The 535-nt window shown below is 46.2% G+C and carries 1 protein-coding gene; it reads right to left on the bottom strand.

Going from position 1 to position 535, the window contains the following annotated elements; all coding sequences use genetic code 11:
* A partial coding sequence (locus tag PKO01S_RS28585) for a condensation domain-containing protein (protein WP_281278974.1) occupies window positions 1–525 on the bottom strand: 525 nt, incomplete at its 3' end.
* Window positions 526–535: the final 10 nt, after the last annotated feature.

Raw genomic sequence — 535 nt, 5'->3', positions numbered from 1 at the left:
ACTGTGGCCGTTATAGCTACGCGTCTGCGGCCTTACGTAATCCAGTTGCAAATCCAGTACCGGTGCCGGTTCTGTAAATACCCCCTGCCAATATTGTTTTTGTTCCGACAGGTCTCTTGTTCGCATCCATTCGCTATAATCCTTGTATTGGACGCTCAGCGGTTCTAATGGCTCGCCATTGTACATCTTGGATAATTCGTTGAATAAAATACCCATCGACATACCATCGGAGATGATATGGTGCATATCTAGCAAGAGGATCGTTTTGTCCTCTCCTATTGTTACGGCTTTCATCCGCATCAGCGGCGCTTTGCCGAGGTCAAACGGCTGTACAAAACCATGCAGCAAACTTTCTTCTTTTTCTGTAATCCGTTCTTCATACTCCAATTCGAATGTCACTTCTTGTGCGATCTTCTGTACGGTTTCTCCATCCTGCATATGGAAGCTAGTGCGCAGAGCTTCATGGCGGATGGCCAATTGCTCCAGTGCGTATTTCATGCGGCTCATATCTAATGACCCGTAAATTTCTATTCCT

The sequence above is a fragment of the Paenibacillus kobensis NBRC 15729 genome (genome assembly GCF_004000825.1).
In the GTDB taxonomy this organism is placed as follows: domain Bacteria; phylum Bacillota; class Bacilli; order Paenibacillales; family Paenibacillaceae; genus Paenibacillus_T; species Paenibacillus_T kobensis.
The sequence above is the reverse complement of the archived record's forward strand: the minus strand, read 5'-3'. Positions and strand labels throughout refer to the sequence as shown.